The organism is Arthrobacter sp. RIT-PI-e (assembly GCF_001187915.1).
Classification (GTDB): domain Bacteria; phylum Actinomycetota; class Actinomycetes; order Actinomycetales; family Micrococcaceae; genus Arthrobacter_D.
Genome location: NZ_LGIU01000033.1, coordinates 38469 through 55558, shown reverse-complemented (window position 1 = coordinate 55558; position 17090 = coordinate 38469). Strand labels below are relative to the sequence as shown.

General features: G+C 69.6%; 15 protein-coding genes, 2 pseudogenes and 1 riboswitch. Of the genes and pseudogenes, 11 read left to right on the top strand and 6 right to left on the bottom strand.

The window, feature by feature from the left end:
• Positions 1-13: 13 nt before the first annotated feature.
• A complete protein-coding gene (locus tag AC792_RS01680) occupies positions 14-1048 on the bottom strand; it encodes a LacI family DNA-binding transcriptional regulator (protein WP_049828855.1) in 1035 nt (344 codons plus the stop codon).
• 25 nt (positions 1049-1073) lie between these two features.
• Between AC792_RS01680 and AC792_RS01675 the strand changes: the two are divergent.
• From AC792_RS01675 to AC792_RS01655, 6 genes and pseudogenes are all read left to right on the top strand, one after another.
• Positions 1074-2585 (top strand): annotated as a pseudogene (locus tag AC792_RS01675) (beta-galactosidase); the annotation flags it as partial.
• Positions 2586-2626: 41 nt separating this feature from the next.
• A pseudogene (locus tag AC792_RS18115) lies at positions 2627-2863 on the top strand (beta-galactosidase trimerization domain-containing protein); the annotation flags it as partial.
• A 42-nt stretch (positions 2864-2905) separates the two neighbouring features.
• Positions 2906-3154, top strand: a complete 249-nt coding sequence (locus tag AC792_RS17455) for a Beta-galactosidase C-terminal domain (RefSeq protein WP_049828853.1) — start codon at positions 2906-2908, stop codon at positions 3152-3154.
• Complete coding sequence (gene yicI / locus AC792_RS01665; protein ID WP_049828852.1) at positions 3151-5355, top strand: alpha-xylosidase; 2205 nt, start codon at positions 3151-3153, stop codon at positions 5353-5355. The genes AC792_RS17455 and yicI overlap by 4 nt, the downstream gene beginning before the upstream one ends.
• Before the next feature lie 31 nt (positions 5356-5386).
• Positions 5387-5656: a twin-arginine translocase TatA/TatE family subunit gene (locus AC792_RS01660; RefSeq protein ID WP_049828851.1), complete on the top strand. Its 270-nt coding sequence runs from the start codon at positions 5387-5389 to the stop codon at positions 5654-5656.
• Positions 5657-5666: 10 nt separating this feature from the next.
• Positions 5667-6401, top strand: a complete 735-nt coding sequence (locus tag AC792_RS01655) for a glutamine amidotransferase (protein WP_049828850.1) — start codon at positions 5667-5669, stop codon at positions 6399-6401.
• Positions 6402-6449: 48 nt separating this feature from the next.
• Here AC792_RS01655 and AC792_RS01650 read toward each other — a convergent pair whose 3' ends face one another.
• On the bottom strand, positions 6450-7703 hold the full coding sequence (locus tag AC792_RS01650) for a phospholipase D-like domain-containing protein (RefSeq protein WP_082177283.1): 1254 nt from the start codon (positions 7701-7703) through the stop codon (positions 6450-6452).
• 151 nt (positions 7704-7854) lie between these two features.
• Between AC792_RS01650 and AC792_RS01645 the strand changes: the two genes are divergently transcribed.
• Positions 7855-9072 carry an NAD(P)/FAD-dependent oxidoreductase gene (locus tag AC792_RS01645; protein ID WP_442853592.1) on the top strand — a complete coding sequence of 406 codons (1218 nt, stop codon included), beginning with the start codon at positions 7855-7857 and terminating at the stop codon, positions 9070-9072.
• A gap of 113 nt (positions 9073-9185) precedes the next feature.
• Positions 9186-10421: a glycerophosphodiester phosphodiesterase family protein gene (locus AC792_RS01640; protein WP_049828849.1), complete on the top strand. Its 1236-nt coding sequence runs from the start codon at positions 9186-9188 to the stop codon at positions 10419-10421.
• A 35-nt stretch (positions 10422-10456) separates the two neighbouring features.
• On the opposite strand, the gene AC792_RS17605 is transcribed toward AC792_RS01640, so the two are convergent.
• Genes AC792_RS17605 through AC792_RS01625 form a run of 3 tightly spaced genes read right to left on the bottom strand, consistent with a single transcriptional unit; the run spans position 10457 to position 12404 of the window.
• Positions 10457-11206 carry a GNAT family N-acetyltransferase gene (locus AC792_RS17605; protein ID WP_235436299.1) on the bottom strand — a complete coding sequence of 250 codons (750 nt, stop codon included), beginning with the start codon at positions 11204-11206 and terminating at the stop codon, positions 10457-10459.
• 4 nt (positions 11207-11210) lie between these two features.
• Positions 11211-11333: a type B 50S ribosomal protein L36 gene (ykgO, locus tag AC792_RS01630; RefSeq protein WP_049828848.1), complete on the bottom strand. Its 123-nt coding sequence runs from the start codon at positions 11331-11333 to the stop codon at positions 11211-11213.
• Between the two features lie 12 nt (positions 11334-11345).
• Positions 11346-12404: a GTP-binding protein gene (locus tag AC792_RS01625; protein WP_049828847.1), complete on the bottom strand. Its 1059-nt coding sequence runs from the start codon at positions 12402-12404 to the stop codon at positions 11346-11348.
• Positions 12405-12512: 108 nt separating this feature from the next.
• Positions 12513-12626: riboswitch (SAM riboswitch) on the top strand.
• A gap of 35 nt (positions 12627-12661) precedes the next feature.
• On the opposite strand from AC792_RS01625, the gene AC792_RS01620 reads away from it, so the two are divergent.
• Positions 12662-14050: an LLM class flavin-dependent oxidoreductase gene (locus AC792_RS01620; RefSeq protein WP_049828846.1), complete on the top strand. Its 1389-nt coding sequence runs from the start codon at positions 12662-12664 to the stop codon at positions 14048-14050.
• 139 nt (positions 14051-14189) lie between these two features.
• Complete coding sequence (locus AC792_RS01615) at positions 14190-14843, top strand: SDR family oxidoreductase (protein ID WP_049828845.1); 654 nt, start codon at positions 14190-14192, stop codon at positions 14841-14843.
• Between the two features lie 66 nt (positions 14844-14909).
• Here AC792_RS01615 and AC792_RS01610 read toward each other — a convergent pair whose 3' ends face one another.
• Positions 14910-15593, bottom strand: a complete 684-nt coding sequence (locus tag AC792_RS01610; RefSeq protein WP_049828844.1) for a DUF2848 domain-containing protein — start codon at positions 15591-15593, stop codon at positions 14910-14912.
• Positions 15594-15725: 132 nt separating this feature from the next.
• Between AC792_RS01610 and AC792_RS01605 the strand changes: the two genes are divergently transcribed.
• A complete protein-coding gene (locus AC792_RS01605) occupies positions 15726-17084 on the top strand; it encodes an MFS transporter (protein ID WP_049828843.1) in 1359 nt (452 codons plus the stop codon).
• Positions 17085-17090 lie beyond the last annotated feature (6 nt).

The window sequence follows — 17090 nt, the reverse complement described above, 5'->3', positions numbered from 1 at the left end:
CCCGGACCTGCGTTCACCCCTGCGGCGCCGCAACGCACGTGGTCTCACCCTCCGTCAGCACGGGGGCGATGAGCCGGAGCTCGGCGGGCTTGGCGAGATCCATCCGGTCCATCACCATCTCCACCGCGGCGCGGCCGACCTCCATGGCAGGAATGGCGATCACGGTCCAGGGCCGGACGGCGGACCCCGCGACCTCCAGGGGGGCGATGGTGACCACGGAGACGTCCTCCGGGAGGGACCTGCCGTGCTGCGAGAGGTTCTCGCCGAGGATGGGCAGCAGGCCCTCGTTGTGCACGATCAGTGCGGTCACGGCCTCGTGCTCGGAGAAGATCGAATCGAGTGCCTGGACGAGACTCCGGGAGTTGGCCTCGCAGGCCACCGAGATCGGGCTGATCCCGTGGCTGCTGCACGTCTCCAGGAACCCGTTCAGTGCACGGTCCGCGTACGTGGCATGGCGTTGCAGCGATGCCGGAGGGGACCCGAGGAACGCGATGCGGCGGTGACCGAGCGCGGCGAGGTGCTGGACGGCGAGCCGGGCCGCACCCGCGAAGTCGAAGTCCACGCAGCTGAGACCCCGTGGATCATCGGGCATCCCGATGAGCACGGCGGGCTTGTCCCGCGCCGCGAGCACCTCGACACGGGGATCGTTCGCCTCGATGTCCATCATCACGAGGCCGTCCACCATGGACTGGGAGGTGACCCGGCTGATCCCCCCCGCATCGTCCTGGGTGAGGAGCAGCACGTCCTTGTCGAACGTGCGGGCAGTGGTGACCACGGCCGTCACGAACTGCATCACCACACCGACGTTGACATCGGCACGTAGCGGGACCACGAGTCCGAGGACGTCGGAGCGGCTCGAGGCCAGGGCCCTGGCACTGGATCGCGGACTGTAGCGCAGACGCTGCATCGCCGACTCGACGACCTCGCGGGTCTCCTTCGAGATCGGGCGGTTCCCGCTCATCACGTAGGACACCGTGCTCGTCGAGACACCGGCTTCCCTGGCCACGTCGATGATCGTAGCGGCCGTCGAAGTCTTCCGATTCTTCATATCCACCACCTAACCAAGGATCCGCATGCACCTCCGAAGCCCCGGGCTGGGCGACGTCACCGAGCGAACCGGACTGCTCTTCGGAGCAGACTACAACCCCGAGCAGTGGCCGGAGGAGACCTGGCCCGAGGACATCCGGTCCATGCAGCGCGCCGGCATCAACATCGTGACCCTCGGGGTCTTCAGCTGGGCGCACCTGCAACCCTCCGAGGACGAGTGGGACTTCGGGTGGCTGGACCGGATCCTCACCCTCCCCCACGAGGCCGGTATCAGCGTCTGCCTCGCGACGCCCACCGCCTCCCCCCCGCCGTGGCTGGGACACCTGTACCCGGACACCCTCCCCGTCGACGCGGCGGGAACCACCCTCTGGTACGGATCACGCAACCAGTTCTCGCCGTCGTCCGCGGTGTACCGACGCGCCGCCCGGCGGATCACGACGGCGCTCGCGGAGCGCTACGGCGAGCACCCCGCGGTGATGATGTGGCACGTGGGGAACGAACTGGGACAGATCAGCTACGACGACGAGACCGCCGCCTGCTTCCGCACCTGGCTGACCGATCGTCACGGGTCGATCGAGGCCCTCAACACGGCGTGGGGCACCACGTTCTGGAGCCAGGGGTACGGCAGGTGGGAGGAGATCCTCCCGCCGAGGACGGCTCCCTACCTGCACAACCCCAGCCACGTCCTGAACTTCAGGCGCTTCGTCTCCGACTCGTTGCTCGAGCTCTTCGTCGCCGAGCGGGACATCATCCGGCGCCACGCCCCCGGGGTGCCGGTGACGACGAACCTCATGGGCTTCTTCCGGGGCGCGGACTACTTCGACTTCGCGGAGGAGACCGACCTGATCGGCAACAACTGGTACACCGATCCCGCGGACACGAGGACCTGGGAGTTCGGTGCCCTGACGCACGACCTCTGCCGAGGGCTGGCGCGGGGCAACCCCTGGCTGCTCATGGAATCCGCGACGTCCGCCGTGAACTGGCGCCCGCACAACAGCGCCAGGGACCCCGGGTCGCTGCTGGTGGACTCGATGTCCGCCCTCGCACGCGGTGCGGACGGGATCTGCTTCTTCCAGTTCCGGCAGTCCGCCTTCGGTGCCGAACGCTTCCACTCCGCGGTCCTCCCCCTGGCGGGGGAGGACACCCGGGTGTTCCGCGAGGTCGCGGATCTCGGTGCTCGTCTGCAGGAGCTGCGGTTCCTCGCGGGCACACCCGCATCCTCGCGCATCGCCGTCCTGTTCGACTGGGACAGCTGGTGGGCCGCCGAGTCGCCCGACCTCCCCAGTGACAGGGTGGGTGTGCTGGAGCAGCTGCAGGCGTACCACCGGGCCCTGTCCGGGCGCGGCCTGTCCGTGGAGGTCGTCCACCCCGGCACACCCCTCGATCGCTTCGACCTGGTCCTCGCGCCGAGCCTGTTCCTCCTGAGGAGCGAGCACGCCGCGGTACTGACCGCCTGGGGGCACGCCGGGGGGACGGCGGTCGTCGGGCCGTTCAGCGCGGTGGCGGACGAGCATGCGCACCTGCGCCAGGGCCGGTTCCCCTCGGTGCTGGCGGAGCTGCTGGGTGCCACCGGTGAGGAGTGGCGTCCGCTCCCCGCGGCGGTCGGGCTGGTCGTCCGGGGCCCCCCCCCCGGCCGCCGCCCCCCGCCGCTCCCGGAGCACCCGGTCGGTACGAGGCCTCCCTCTGGTCCGAGGACCTGCGCCTGCACGGCGGGACCTCCTCGGCCGTGGTCGTCTTCGCCGAGGGCCCCCTCGCCGGGCAACCGGCCGTGGTGCGCAACACCCACGGCACGGGCACGGCCTGGTACCTCGGGTGCGACGCACCTGCCGCGCTGCTGGGCCGGATCATCGGCACCGCGGTGTCGGAGGCCGGCCTGACCTCGCCGGTCGTGGGTGAGCTGCCCGACGACGTCGAGCTCGCCACCCGCGCCGGCCACCACTTCCTGCTCAACCACGGCGCGGAACCGCGCGTGGTGCGGCTCGCCGAGCAGACCGTCGATCTGTTCCACGGCGTGCTGCACGGCACCCGGATAGAACTGCGCCCCTTCGACGCCCTGGTCCTGAAGAGCGGCACCGACCACACCGAGAACGGAAACCCCCATCCATGAAATTCACCGACGGATACTGGCTGTACCGCGAGGGCTTCTCCGCCCTCCACCCCCGCGACGTCTCGGACGTGGTGGTCGAGGACGGGCGGATGACCGTCTACGCACCCACCAAGCGCATCGTCTCCCGCGGCGACGCCCTGAACCTCCCGCAGCTGACCATCACCTTCGACACCCCGATGCAGGACGTCATCGGTGTCACGATCGAGCACTTCCAGGGCGGGCTGGACAGCGGTCCGCACTTCGAGGTCGACCGGGCAGCCGTCGATCCCGTCGTCGAGCGCGGTGAGGGCACCGTCAGCATCACCTCCGGGGGACTGACCGCGCGCGTCAGCACCTCGGGCCCCTGGGGTGTCGACTTCCTCGGGAACGGTGAACTCCTGACCAGCTCCACCCCGCGCAGCGTGGGTGTCATCACGGACGACGCCGGGCGCACCTTCGTGCACGAGCAGCTGAGCCTCGGCGTGGGGACCAACGTGTACGGTCTCGGTGAACGCTTCGGCACGTTCGTGAAGAACGGGCAGTCGGTGGACATCTGGAACGAGGACGGCGGCACCTCCAGTGACCTCGCCTACAAGAACATCCCGTTCTTCATCACGAACGACGGCTACGGGGTGTTCGTGAACCATCCGGAGAAGGTGTCCTTCGAGGTGGGGTCCGAGGTGGTGTCCCGGAACCAGTTCAGCGTCGAGGGCCAGAAGCTGCAGTACTTCCTCATCCACGGCCCCTCGCCGAAGGACATCATCCGCCGCTACACGGAGCTGACGGGGAGGCCGTCACGGATCCCGGCGTGGTCCTACGGACTCTGGCTCTCCACCTCCTTCACCACGGACTACGACGAGGAGACCGTGAACTCCTTCATCGACGGCATGGAGGAGCGGAAGCTGCCGCTCTCGGTGTTCCACTTCGACTGCCACTGGATGAGGTCCTTCCACTGGAGCGACTTCGTCTGGGACCCCGCGACCTTCCCGGACCCGGAGGGTATGCTCTCGCGGCTCCACGACCGCGGGCTCAAGGTGTGTGCCTGGATCAACCCCTACATCGCGCAGCGCTCGCACCTGTTCCGCGAGGGCCTGGAGCAGGGTTTCCTGGTCAAGCGTGCGGACGGCTCCGTCTGGCAGTGGGACATGTGGCAGGCCGGCATGGGCCTGGTCGACTTCACCAACCCCGAGGCCGTGCTCTGGTACCAGGAGAAGCTGCGGGGGCTCCTGGCCCAGGGGGTCGACTCCTTCAAGACGGACTTCGGGGAGCGGATCCCCACCGACGTCGTCTGGCACGACGGCTCCGATCCGGTGAGGATGCACAACTACTACTCGCAGCTGTACAACAGGACGGTGTTCGACCTGCTGACCAAGGAGCTGGGGGAGGGGCAGGCGGTGGTCTTCGCCCGGTCCGCCACCGCGGGTGGACAGACCATGCCGGTGCACTGGGGCGGTGACTGCGAGTCGACGTTCTCCGCGATGGCCGAGTCGCTGCGCGGTGGTCTGTCCCTGGCCGCGTCGGGTTTCTCGTTCTGGAGCCACGACATCGGCGGATTCGAGGGCACGCCCGAACCGGACATCTTCAAACGCTGGATCGCCTTCGGGCTGCTGTCCTCGCACTCACGGCTGCACGGCTCCAACTCCTACCGTGTCCCCTGGCTCGTGGACGAGGAGTCCGTGGACGTCCTGCGCCACTTCACCGAGCTGAAGATGCGACTCATGCCCTACCTGCAGACGGCGGCCGAGGAGGCCTACGCGGAGGGCACCCCGCTCATGCGTCCCCTCTTCATGGAGTTCCCGGACGATCCGGGCTGTGCACACCTCGACCGCCAGTACATGCTGGGTCCGGATCTCCTCGTGGCGCCCGTCCTGGAATCCTCGGGCGCGGTCTCCTTCTACCTGCCGGAAGGGACCTGGACGCACCTCGAGACGGGCGAGCGCCTGGCCGGCCCGCGCTGGCACCGGAAGGTGTACTCGGTGATGCAGGCCGCCACCTGGGTCCGGGAGGGTGCCGTACTGCCGATCGGGACCGTGTCGGATCGTCCCTCCTACGACTGGGCGCAGGAGATGCGGTTCCACGCCTTCGAGGCCGCCGACGGCGTCCGTCGCGTCACGGTTCCCTCGCCGGACGGGCCCGGGACCACCTTCGACCTGACCATCCGGGACGGTGAGGTCTCCGCCGTCGTGGTCGGAACCACCCACGACACGGACAGCACACCATGATCTCGCCCGCATCGCGTGAAGGAGTTCGACCATGAGGCCCGAAGGCTGGCACCTCGTCATCATCATCGTCCTCGCCCTCGTGCTGTTCGGGGCGCCCAGACTGCCCGGTATCGCCCGGAGCGTCGGCCAGTCCCTACGGATCTTCAGGTCCGAGGTCCGACAGCTGAAGGAGGAGGGCGATCCCGGCCACGTCGCAGCGGATCCCGGCCGGGCGACGGTGATCGATGAACCGGTCCCGTCGGGACCTCTCTCCCCGGACGGGACACCGTCCCGGCGTCCCGTCGGGCCCACGCCCCAGTAGCATCGGGAGGATGAAGCCCTTCCTCCTCCTGGCCACGCGCGCCGAGAACTACGCAGCGGACGCCGAGTACCTCAGTTTCCTGCGCTTCGGCGGGTTGGAGGAGGAGCAGCTGCGCCGGGTGCGGCTCGAGGAGGGGCCGGTGCCGGAGCTGGATCTGCGCGACTACTCGGGCATCTTCCTCGGCGGCAGCCCGTTCACCTCCTCCGATCCCCAGGAGCTCAAGAGCGAGGTGCAGGTCCGGGTGGAGCAGGACCTGGGTGCCCTCCTCGATCGGGTGGTGGGGGAGGACCTCCCGTTCTTCGGGGCCTGCTACGGCGTGGGGACCCTCGGTCGGCACCAGGGGGCGGTGATCGATGCCACCTACGCCGAACCGATCAGTGCCGTGGAGGTGACCGTGACCGACGCCGGCGCGGCCGACCCGCTGCTGGCCGGCCTCCCGGCGTCGTTCGCGGCCTACGTGGGGCACAAGGAGGCCTGCGCCACGCTGCCCGGTACGGCGGTGCTGCTGGCGTCGTCGGCCACGTGCCCCGTCCAGATGTTCCGGGTGCGTGAGAACGTCTATGCCACCCAGTTCCACCCCGAGCTCGACGTCGATGCGCTGGTGGGACGGATCCGCACGTACCGCCACGCCGGCTACTTCCCGCCCGAGCAGGCGGAGGAGTACCTGGCGCGGGCACGGGAGTACGTGGTGGACCAGCCCGCCGCGATCCTCCGGAACTTCGTCACCCGGTACGCGCGGGACTGAGGTCTGCCCGGCACCGGCCCGTTCGGGGCCGTACGGCGCGGGCGTGGCTCAGAGGAGGGGGCGGAGGGGCACGAGGACGGTCTCGGCGAAGCGGGCGGCGGGGTGGCGTCGTCCCCATTCCTCGGCGTCCACCTCCACGCAGTTGTCCCTGTCGATCGCGAAGATCTTCTCCATGTCCGCGGCGAACCCCCTGTCCTGGACCTCGAGGTTGGTCTCGTAGTTGAAGGCCAGGCTCAGCCGGTCGATGTTCGCGGTGCCCACGATGGACCAGCGTCCGTCGATGGTGGCGGTCTTGGCGGGGGTCATCGCGTTGCGGAAGCGCAGGGTCTTGATGTTCTCCTGGAGCAGCGAGGAGTAGAGGCCGCGGGAGGGCCGGTCCGTGATGATGTGGTTCGATTCCTCGGGCACGATGATCTGCACGTCCACGCCCCGCCGCGAGGCCTCGATCAGGCCGGTGAGGATTCTCCGGTCGGGGATGAAGTAGGCGGTGGTGAGGTAGATGTGGTGCTGGGCGCGGCTGATCGCGTCCAGGTACACGCTGCGGATGGGGTACACCAGGTCTGCGGGGATGTTGTTCACGGCCAGGATCCGCGAGTCCCAGTGCACCTTGTTCTCGGGTGAGAGCGTGGGCTGGCGCGCGGCGAGGTGGTTCCACACCTGGGCGAAGGAATGGCCGAGCTCGAAGGCGGCCGGACCGACGAGCCGCACATGGGTGTCCCGCCACTCGGTGGCGTAGAGCGAACCGATGTTGTAGCCCCCGATGAAACCGGTCTCGTTGTCGACCAGCAGGATCTTGCGGTGGGTCAACCCCGTGGCGCTGACGAAGCCGAACTGCAGGGACGGCCCCAGGGCCGGGAAGCGGAAGACGTGGACGTCGGGGTGGAAGGTGTAGAACGACGGCGGCACCACCAGGTTCCCGAAGTGGTCGTAGATGACGTAGACGTCCACACCGCGTTCGGCGGCGTCGTTGAGGGCGTCGCGGAACGCGGTACCCACCTCGTCGTCCTTCCACAGGTACGTCTCGAGGAAGATCCGGTTCTCCGCCTTGCGGATCGCGTCGAGCATGTCCTCGAAGAGGTCCTCGCCGTAGGTGTAGGTGGTCGTGGACGTGTCCCCGACCTCCGTCCCGAAGGTCCCGGGCCGCGGGAAGCCCGATCGCGCGGACCGCCTCTTCTTCTTGACCAGGTCCGTGGTGATCAGGGCCGCGATCACGGCCCCCTGGACGGCGAGCCCGGCGGCAACCGTGCGAAGGGCCACCCGGCGCAGGGTGGGAAGAGAGACGATGGTGGAGATGGCGGTCATGGACACAGCGTAGCCGGGGCCGCACCCGGACCGACCCACCGGTGTCGGTGCGGAGCGGTACGGTCGGGGAACAGGTTCAGCGGGGTGAGCAGAAGAGGTGGCAGCCATCGGATCCAGCACGAGCACCAGAGCACCGCACCGCGCCGTCCCCGTGCTGCCCGCCCCCGGCGAGAACCGTCATCACCAGGTGCTGATCATCGGTGGCGGCAATGCCGGGGTGTCCCTGGCCGGGCGTCTGCAGCGGTACGGCATCAAGGACGTCGCGATCGTCGAGCCGCGGGGACGTCACCTCTACCAGCCCCTCTTCTCGCACATCGCGGGTGGGACGGCGGACGCCTTCGAGGCGGTGCGCCTGCAGTCCGCCGTGACACCGAGGGGAACCACCTGGATCCAGGACCGGGCCGAGGCCGTCAGCACGGACACCCGCACGGTGTCCCTGGCCTCGGGCTCGTCGGTGGGCTACGACCACCTGGTGGTCTGCCCCGGGATCCAGAACGACTGGACCTCCGTACCCGGTTTGAAGGAGGCCATGGACGGTCCCCACGGCGGCTCGAACTACGACTACGAACTGGCGCCGAAGGCATGGAGGCTCTTCCGCGACCTCACGCACGGCACCGTGGTGTTCACCCAGCCCCCGGGTCCGGCGTCCTGTGCCGGGGCCGCGCAGAAACCCATGTACCTGGCCTGCGACCACTGGCGCCGGCAGGGGGTGCTGCAGGACATCCGGGTGGTGCTCGTGGTCCCCACCCCCACCATCTTCGGCATGGACCTCATCGACGAGGAACTCGGCCGGAAGATCGAGGAGTACGGCATCGAGGTCCGCTACAGCACCGAGCTCGCCTCCGTGGACCCGGACGCGCGGACGGTCCGGCTCGAGCACACCCCCACCGGCGCTGTGGAGGAGCTCGGGTACAGCGTCCTGCACGCCGTACCACCCCAGTCGGCCCCCGACTGGTTGAAGACCACCGATCTCCCGGCGCCCGGTAATCCGGGAGGTTTCGTCGAGGTGGACCCGCTCCTGCTCCGCCACCCCCGGTTCCCGGAGATCTGGTCGCTCGGGGACGCGGCGTCCACGCTCAACTCGAAGTCGGGGGCGGCGCTGCGCCCGCAGGCCAAGGTGCTCGCCAAGAACCTCAGGGCCGTCATCAAGGGGCGGACGCCTACCGCCCGGTACAACTCCTACTCGGCGTGCCCGTTCGTGGTCAGCCGCAGCACGGTGGTGTTCTCGGAGTTCGACGACAGGTACTCGCCCATGCCCACCGTCCCCGGCTGGGACGGGCTCGCGCGTGAGCGCCGGCTGACCTTCGTCATCGAGCGGATCGTGCTGCCGAAGGTGTACTGGAACCTGATCCTCAAGGGGCGTGCCTGAGGCAGGCTTCACCGGCAGTTCACGCGTCGTTGACTGCCCGGTCGGGTGGGCCCTGTTCACTGGAGCGGGGAACGCTCCCGGCTCCCGCACCGTACGCCCCGAGAGGATCTGCCATGACCTTCCACGCCGGCCGCTTCGTCCACAGTGCCATCGCCGTCGCCGGGCTCTCGCTCCTCACGGTTCCCGCCTCCACCGCACCGGGGCGGAGGGCCGACCCGGAACCCTCCCGGCCGGGCGGGCCGGTGCTCGTGGGCCACCGCGGTGCAGCGGGGACGGCACCCGAGAACACGACGGCGGGCTTCCGGGACGCGCTCGCGGCCGGCGCGGAATTCTTCGAGATCGACGTCCAGCTGAGCGCCGACGGAGTGCCGTTCGTCTTCCACGACGACGTCCCCGCCCGCACCACGGACGTGGCGGAGGTCTTCCCCGATCGCGCCGATGATCCGATCACCTCCTTCACGTGGGCGGAACTGCAGCAGCTCGACGCCGGATCCTCCTTCGACGCCCGCTTCACCGGCGAACGCATACCGCACCTCGACGACGTCGCCGACGCCGCCGGGAACGGCATCGGCGTGTACATCGAGGGGAAGTCACCCGTGACCTCCCCCGGGATCGGCGACCTCCTGGCGGAGCAGCTCCGTACGGATCCGCGCTGGCAGCGGCTCGTGGCGGCGGGCAGGGTGCAGGTCATCTGCTTCGACGAGGAGTTCACCCGCGCGTTCGCGGCACTGGCCCCCGAGATCCCGCTGCAGCAGCTGACGTTCCTGGTCCCGACGCCGGACATCCTCGCCTCCTGGGCCGGTCACGTGGACTCCGTGGGCGCGTTCCACCGCGCGCTGACGCAGCAGGACGTGGATGCCGTCCATGCCGCCGGTCTGACGATGAGCGTGTACACGGCCAACTCGCCGGCGGCGGTCCGCCGGGTGGTGGAGCTCGGGGTGGACGCCGTCACCACGGACTTCCCGATCCAGAACGCCCTCGGGCTGCAGGGTGGCCCGGTGCCCGCGGTGCAGGAGCGCGAGATCAGTGGTGTCACCCCCGCGCCCGCGGCTGACGCCGGGTCGCCCGAGGAGGCCGCCGCCGCGGAGTGCGTGACCCTGCGGAACGTCTCGGAGGTCCCCCGCGATCTCGGCGGGTACTTCCTGCGGACCTCGCTCACCGCCGTCCTGACGATCGGGGAGGGGCAGGTGCTCCGCCCGGGGGCGGAGCTCCGGGTCCACACCGGCCGTGGGCCGGACTCCGCCGCGGACTGCTACAGCGGGCTCGACGCTCCCGTTCTCTCCCGCGCAGGCGGGTCGATCGCGCTGTGGTCGCCGCAGCTGCGTCTGCTGGACGTCTTTGCCGGCTAGCGTCGTCGGTTGCTGCCGGCCGGCGCGGTCCGTGCTCAGCCCAGGAGGTCCTGGTAGTCGGGGTGGTCGCCGATGAAGGCCGCCACGAACCGGCACTGCGGCACCACCGTGAGCTGCTGCTCGCGCGCCTCGTCCAGGGCGTGCCGGACGAGCGCCGTGCCTACTCCCCGGCCCTCGGACTCGTGGTCCACCACGGTGTGCGTGAACACGATGGTGTCGCCGGAGCGTTCGTACTCGGCCACCCCCACCGCCTGTCCGTCCACGGTGGCGGTGTACCGGCTGCCCGCGGTGTCGTCGGTGATCCGGATCCCGCTGTTCTCGCTGTCCTCGGTGCTCATGCTGCCACCCTGGCACTCGGGTGGAAGCCGGGTCAACGGCCGAGGGGTGGTCGCTCGTCCGGTCAGCCGTCCGACGCCGCCAGCCGTCCCGGTGGCCGCTGCCGAGGACGCCGCCGGCCAGCTCCGCGGGCAGCCCCGTGCCCGGCCCCTGCGCTGCCCCCCGACCCAGCCGGCCGGGGGCGGGGGCCGCCCGGCGCCGGCGGGCCCGCCGAGCCAGACCGAGGGGCCGGTGGTGCCGGCGCCGTCCACCCGGAGGGCGACGGCGCCCACGGCACCTCGCGCGCACTGCTGCAGGCAGGGTGCGGAGATGAGGACGCCGCCCGTGGAGCGCGAGACGGCGGCGCCGAGGCCGCCGTCCCCGCCCCGGCGCGTCAGCGCTGCGCAACGGTGCCCGGTGCACAGTGCCACGACGACCCCGCTCGGGCCCCGGGTCCCGCTGCCGGTCATCGGATCAGCCCTGGCGAGCTTTGATGCGCGGGTTCTTCTTGTTGATGACGAAGGTCCTGCCGCGGCGGCGGACCACCTGCGATCCCGGGATCTTCTTCAGTGCCCGGAGTGAGTTGCGTACTTTCATGGTGGTGCTCCTTCAGTGGTGGGATGCGGGGCGTCGGAACGTGGCGGGTGAGGTGCGTAGCTCGTCGTCGGTGAGGGCGCAGGCGTCGAGCAGGCGGGCGATGTCGGAGTCGTCCATATCGTCGCCGGTGAGCGCGATGTGGGTGCCTCGGTACCCTTCGCCGTGGGCGGTGCCGGCGCCCCAGGTGCCGCCGTCGCCCAGGGCGATCCGTGGCCCCGCGCCGTGCAGCGCCACGCGCGTGTCCAGGATCCCGGCGATCCAGACGCTGCCGCGTACGTAGCAGCACCCCTGGGCGATGGTGCCGAGGGCGGTCCGGAAGCGGTCGGGGTGCAGCGGGCGGTCGATGCGGTGCTCGATGGTCCGGAACGGCGTCGACGCCGTGGGTCGCACGGTCACCGTACCGGGGGAACTGCGCTCGCGGGCGGCCGCGTGGTCGTGGTGTCCGAGGGCAGGCGCGGCTGCGGACCCCGGGACGACGGGAGAGATCCGGGTGTGCGGTGCCAGTTCCCCGATCAGGGCGATCCCGCGGTCGGAGAGTGCCGGATCGCCGGGCAGGAGCTCACTGGTGGTGGTGAGCACGGTGTCGGAGAAGAGGAACTCGCCGATCAGGAATTCGCCGGGCGTAAGGGAGTCTCCGGGGACGGCGGTGTACCCGGAAGCGAACAGGGTGTGGTGGTCCCACAGCTGATCCTCGACGTCCTCCGCGCAGACCGACAACGCCACGGTGTCCACCACGAACGTCTCGGGGGCGATGGTGAACAGGCCGTCGACGGCGTTCTCGGCGGTGGTGCCCGGTGGGAGCCCCACGATGGCGTGGGTGGCGCCGGCGGCGGCCAGCCGCAGCAGGGTGGGGCCCAGCTCGAAGCGGACGGTGCAGCTCAGGCAACCGTGCTCCAGGACGCTCGATCCGCGTTCGGTCAGCTCGGAGTCGATGTGGACACGGCGGGTCACCAGGCCGTCGTCGAGCAGATCGTGCAGCACTACGGGAGTCCCGGGGCGGTGAGCGGAGAGCTCGAGGACGGCACTGTTGCGACTGAGCGCGTCGAGGGAGGTGACGATCACGAGGTGCATCCCAGGAGTATATGAGAATCATTCTCAAAATGAAAACCAGGGCGCATGACGTTCTGTGACGCCGGCGGATGGACGCGTCGCGGCAGCGGAACCTAGGCTCGGTCCCGGAATCACGAGCTCCGACGTCAAACCCTGGTTGGTCGGACGGCAACCCTCTCGCTGTAGCGGGGTGCCCCAGGTGATGATTCGGCCACGCACCGACGGTGCGGGCAAGTACGGCGCTTCCTCCAGGGCGGTGCCCCGAGGAGAGGATCCCCATGACCACCGCACCCCGCCGTATCCGGTTCAACGCGTTCGACATGAACTGCGTGGGACACCAGTCGCCCGGTCTCTGGCGTCATCCCGAGGACCGGTCCGAGCGGTACACGGATCTGCGCTACTGGGCAGATCTCGCGCGGACCCTGGAGCGGGGACTGTTCGACGGCCTGTTCATCGCGGACGTCCTCGGCACCTACGACGTCTACGGCGGCTCCAACGAGGCCACCCTCCGGCAGGGCACGCAGACCCCGGTCAACGACCCGTTCCTGCTGGTCTCGGCCATGGCGCTGGTGACCGAGCACCTCGGCTTCGGCGTCACGGCCGGTACGGCCTACGAGCACCCCTACCCGTTCGCGCGGCGGCTCTCCACCCTGGACCACCTCACGAACGGGCGCGTGGGCTGGAACGTGGTGACCGGCTACCTGCCCTCCGCCGCCCGGAACATGGGCAGCGCGGACCAGCTGGAGCACGATGCCCGCTACGACCACGCGGACGAGTACCTCGAGGTGCTCTACAAGCTGCTCGAGGGCTCCTGGGAGGACGACGCCGTCGTCCGGGACCGCGGGACCGGGGTGTTCACCGACCCGGCGAAGGTCCACGACATCGAGCACAGCGGCACGTATTTCACGGTGCCCGGCATCCATCTCAGCGAGCCGTCCCCGCAGCGCACGCCGGTGATCTTCCAGGCGGGTGCCGCCCCCCGCGGCGTGGCCCTCGCCGCCGGCAACGCCGAGGCGGGGTTCGTCGGGGCGCCCACGAAGGAGATCCTGAAGGACGTGGTCACACGGATCCGCGACGCCGTCGAGGCCGAGGGCCGCGACCGGTACTCGGTGCGCATCTATACGCTGCTGACCGTCATCACGGACGAGACCGAGGAGAAGGCCCGCGCCAAGCACGAGGACTACCAGCGGTACGTCAGCTACGAGGGCGCACTGGTGCTGGTGTCCGGCTGGTTCGGGGTGGACCTCTCCGCGTACGGCCCGGACGAGCCGCTCGGCAACGTGGAGTCCAACGCCATCCACTCGGCGGTGGCCAACTTCCAGAAGGTGAACGACGACGGCGAGCCCTGGACCGTGCGCGACATCGCCGAGTGGGCGGGTATCGGCGGTCTCGGCCCGCGGATCGTGGGTTCCGGTGCGCAGGTGGCCGACGAGCTCCAGGCCTGGGTCCAGGAGACCGACGTGGACGGCTTCAACCTCGCCTACGCGATCACGCCCGGCTCCTTCGAGGACGTCATCACGCACGTGGTCCCGGAACTGCAGCGGCGTGGCGCCTACCCGACCGTGTACGCGGAGGGGACGCTGCGGCAGAAACTGTTCGGCCGAGGCGACCGGCTGCCCGAGGAGCACCGCGGCGCGCACTACCGGCTCCAGGCCGTCCGGCCCTGAGACGAAGGTGTGACCCGTATCCCGGAATAGGGGTGCGCTCGCGGCTGAACCGGCGCGAACCGGTGGCGGGGGCCGGAGGTGAGGACTAGCGTCGGGGACAGGGCGTTCACCCGACGGAAGTCAACGAGAAGGAGTTCCCATGTCACGCGTAGCCATCATCGGTGGGCACGGAAAAGTAGCGCTGCACCTCACGAGGATCCTCACCGGCCAGGGCCACCACGTCAGCTCGATCTTCCGCAACGCCGACCACGCGGCCGACGTGGAGCAGGCCGGTGCCACCCCCGTGGTCGCCGACGTGTCCGACCTCTCGGTGGAGGACATGGCGGACGTGTTCCGCGGGCACGACGCCGTGGTGTGGTCCGCCGGGTCCGGCGGCAGCAGCCCCGAGGCCACCTACGCCGTGGACCGGGACGCCGCGATCCGCTCCATGGATGCCGCCGAGCAGGCCTCCGTGGGACGCTACGTCATGGTGTCCTACCTCGGTGCGGGCAAGGACCACGGGGTGCCCGAGGACAACGGCTTCTTCCACTACGCGGAGTCCAAGGCCGCGGCCGACGAGCACCTGCGCAACTCGAAGCTCGCCTGGACCATCCTCGGCCCCGGTTCGCTCACCACGGATCCCGGTACCGGGAAGATCGAGGTGTCGGACGAGCCGCAGCAGGACTCCGTGTCCCGTGAGGACGTGGCCCACGTGGCCGCCGTCGTGCTCGCCGATCTCGGCACCGTGGACAGGACCATCCAGTTCAACACCGGGGACACCCCGATCGCCGAGGCGATCGACGCCTCCCTGTAGTACACCCGGCACCACGGAAGGCGGCGCCCCCGCACCGGGGGCGCCGCCTTCTCCGTGCCGGGAGCCCTAGCCGATCGGCTCGGGCATGGGGACGACGTCGTACCGCACCTCGATCGAGAGGTCCGTGGTGGGATCGGCGATCTCGGCGCGCCAGGCCGGAGCGAACTGGTCCACGCCGTGGATCATGGCCACGGTGCCGGAGATCAGCACCGTCCCCGGCTCGTGCAGGCCCATCTCCTTCAGCACGTCCAGCCAGTAGTCGGGCGAGAGCAGTGCGCCGAGCGTGCTGTCCTGGATGAGCTGCTCCCCGGCGTCGGCCTGCACCCACCCCCGCAGTGTGATCTCGTCGAGGTGGTCGCGGACGTCCTCCAGCCGCCAGGCCTGCCGTCCCAGCACGTCGGGACTCGCGTTCTTGCTCCAGGCCACACCGTGGACCTCGAGGGCGCGGTCGGTGTGGTCGCACGCCACGGTGAGCAGGACGCCCTGCTCCGTGATGACGAGGGCCCATTCGGCCTCGCCCGAGGTCCGGCCGTGCTGGACGCTGACCTCGCCGGTCTGCTGCGCCAGGTAGGGCGAGACGGGGTAGAGCGCGGGGGTGGTGGACGGACCGGGGACACCGAGCTCTGCGAGCTCGGCGATGTGGGCCTGGACCTCGTCCTGCTCGCGGCCCGCGTAACCGGCATTGAGCAGTCGGATCACCTGCACGTCCTGTGATGAGCCATCGGGCAGGTCGAAAGTGAGGTTCGTCATGGTTCGTCCTTCTGTCGGGGCGAGGTTTTACATTCCGGAAACCGAAGTGGTCGCCAATCTACAATATGTATGCGTAATGTATACATCTAACGCCACTGTGGCGCGAATCACCTCTCGAGATCGGAGCTCACGATGGCGCACAGCCCGGGAACAGCAGGGACTCCTGCACCCCCCAGCGATACACCGGTCCGTCCTCCGGGCCTCTACAAGGCCTTCGCCGCCAGCCTCACCGGCACCGCACTCGAGTGGTACGACTTCGCCGTCTACTCCGTCGCCGCGGCGGTGATCTTCCCGATCATCTTCTTCCCGGCATCGGACCCGCTGACCGGCACCATCCTGGCGTTCTCCACCTACGCCGTCGGGTACCTCTCCCGCCCCGTCGGCGGGATCGTCTTCGGCCGGCTCGGGGACAGGATCGGCCGCAAGAAGATCCTCGTCATCACCCTGATGATCATCGGGGTCGCGACGGTGCTGATCGGTCTGCTCCCGGGCTACGCCACGATCGGCATCGCAGCGCCGATCATCCTCGTGGTCCTGCGCTTCGCCCAGGGCGTGGGCGTGGGCGGCGAGTGGGGAGGGGCCGTGCTGCTCTCCAGTGAGTACGGCGATCCCCAGAAGCGCGGCTTCTGGGCCTCGGCGGCCCAGGTGGGACCGCCGGCCGGCAACCTCCTCGCCAACGGCGCGCTCGCCGTCCTCACCGTGGTCCTCTCCGAGGACCAGTTCCTCGACTTCGGCTGGCGCATCGCCTTCCTGGCCTCCGCACTGCTCGTGGGCTTCGGTCTCTGGATCCGGCTGAAGCTGGAGGACACCCCGATCTTCAAGGCCATCGAGGCGCACGGCGACCGCCCGGAAGCGCCCATCAAGGAGATCCTCGCCACCGAGCTGCGCCCCTTGATCGCGGCCATCCTCTCGCGGGTGGGACCGGACGTGCTGTACGCGCTGTTCACGGTGTTCACCCTCACCTACGGCATCCAGGTACTGGGCTTCGAGCGCAGCGAGGTGCTCACCGCCGTGCTGATCGGCTCGGGGTTCCAGCTCTTCCTCATCCCGCTCGCCGGGGCGGTCTCGGACCGCATCAACCGGCGGCTCGTCTACGGGATCGCGGCGGTGTGCGGTGGCCTGTGGTCGTTCGTCTTCTTCGCCCTGCTCGACGGCGACAACCAGTTCCTGCTCATCCTCGGCATCGTGCTGGGGCTCGCCTGCCACTCGTTCATGTACGGACCGCAGGCCGCGTTCATCGTGGAGCAGTTCTCGCCGCGGCTGCGTGCCACCGGGAGTTCCCTGGCCTACACCTTCGCGGGGGTGATCGGCGGGGCGATCGCACCGCTGATGTTCACCGTGCTGCTGAGCAACTTCGACAGCTGGGTCCCCGTGGCCGTCTACGTCGCGGTGGCCGCCGTGGTGACCCTGATCGGCCTCTCCCTGGGGCGCGATCCGCACGCCACGGAGGACGACGACTACCGGCTGCTGCTCGAGGGTACGAAGGCCTGAGCCGTA

Bases quoted from the DNA above. Each gene is read 5' to 3' on its own strand.
- AC792_RS01680 (WP_049828855.1), bottom strand. From the start codon at position 1,048: ATGAAGAATCGGAAGACTTCGACGGCCGCTACGATCATCGACGTGGCC.
- yicI (WP_049828852.1), top strand. From the start codon at position 3,151: ATGAAATTCACCGACGGATACTGGCTGTACCGCGAGGGCTTCTCCGCC.
- AC792_RS01660 (WP_049828851.1), top strand. From the start codon at position 5,387: ATGAGGCCCGAAGGCTGGCACCTCGTCATCATCATCGTCCTCGCCCTC.
- AC792_RS01655 (WP_049828850.1), top strand. From the start codon at position 5,667: ATGAAGCCCTTCCTCCTCCTGGCCACGCGCGCCGAGAACTACGCAGCG.
- AC792_RS01650 (WP_082177283.1), bottom strand. From the start codon at position 7,703: ATGACCGCCATCTCCACCATCGTCTCTCTTCCCACCCTGCGCCGGGTG.
- AC792_RS01640 (WP_049828849.1), top strand. From the start codon at position 9,186: ATGACCTTCCACGCCGGCCGCTTCGTCCACAGTGCCATCGCCGTCGCC.
- AC792_RS17605 (WP_235436299.1), bottom strand. From the start codon at position 11,206: ATGACCGGCAGCGGGACCCGGGGCCCGAGCGGGGTCGTCGTGGCACTG.
- ykgO (WP_049828848.1), bottom strand. From the start codon at position 11,333: ATGAAAGTACGCAACTCACTCCGGGCACTGAAGAAGATCCCGGGATCG.
- AC792_RS01625 (WP_049828847.1), bottom strand. From the start codon at position 12,404: ATGCACCTCGTGATCGTCACCTCCCTCGACGCGCTCAGTCGCAACAGT.
- AC792_RS01620 (WP_049828846.1), top strand. From the start codon at position 12,662: ATGACCACCGCACCCCGCCGTATCCGGTTCAACGCGTTCGACATGAAC.
- AC792_RS01615 (WP_049828845.1), top strand. From the start codon at position 14,190: ATGTCACGCGTAGCCATCATCGGTGGGCACGGAAAAGTAGCGCTGCAC.
- AC792_RS01610 (WP_049828844.1), bottom strand. From the start codon at position 15,593: ATGACGAACCTCACTTTCGACCTGCCCGATGGCTCATCACAGGACGTG.
- AC792_RS01605 (WP_049828843.1), top strand. From the start codon at position 15,726: ATGGCGCACAGCCCGGGAACAGCAGGGACTCCTGCACCCCCCAGCGAT.